Origin of the sequence: Anaerovibrio sp. JC8, from assembly GCF_002100115.1 — a bacterium.
Classification (GTDB): domain Bacteria; phylum Bacillota; class Negativicutes; order Selenomonadales; family Selenomonadaceae; genus Anaerovibrio.
The window spans coordinates 1-585 of record NZ_ANBM01000032.1 but is presented as its reverse complement, the minus strand read 5'-3'; the positions used below and the strand labels follow the sequence as shown (position 1 = coordinate 585).

1 protein-coding gene is annotated in these 585 nt (G+C 41.4%); it reads left to right on the top strand.

Annotated elements, in window-relative coordinates; genetic code table 11:
* Positions 1 to 581: restriction endonuclease subunit S (locus tag D081_RS12475; RefSeq protein WP_233127500.1), on the top strand; the 581-nt coding region annotated here is incomplete at its 5' end.
* Positions 582 to 585 lie beyond the last annotated feature (4 nt).

The window sequence follows — 585 nt, the reverse complement described above, 5'->3', positions numbered from 1 at the left end:
AGGCCCAAGCATTTGCAATTTACAAGGATTTCACTTGCGACCACGAAGCAAGCACAAATCTTTCAGACATAGCAGTCATCACAATGGGAACTTCTCCCGAAGGGGAATCATTTAATACCGATGGCGTGGGTGACATATTTTATCAGGGAAAGACCGATTTCGGATTCAGATTCCCTACAATCCGTCTCTACACCACTGAAGGCAAACGCTATGCCAAGGCCGGTGATGTGCTTATGAGTGTTAGAGCACCTGTTGGTGATGTTAATTTAGCAAAAGAGGATTGCGCCATAGGGCGAGGTTTAGCATCTATTAGACCTAAAGATGGTTGTTACTCATTCCTATACTACACCATGCAGGAGTTAAACTTTGAACTCAAAAAGTTTAACGATGAAGGCACTGTTTTTGGTTCTATCACCAAGGATGATTTATATGGCCTTAAAATTGTTCCTCTGTGTAGCCAAATGCGAAAGAAGTTTGAGGCCTTGGTAACACCCATTGATGCAGTTATTAGAAACAACGAATTTGAGATATTTCAATTACAAGATATTTGCTCAACAATGCTCTGCAGGTTAACTCGTTAAGCAG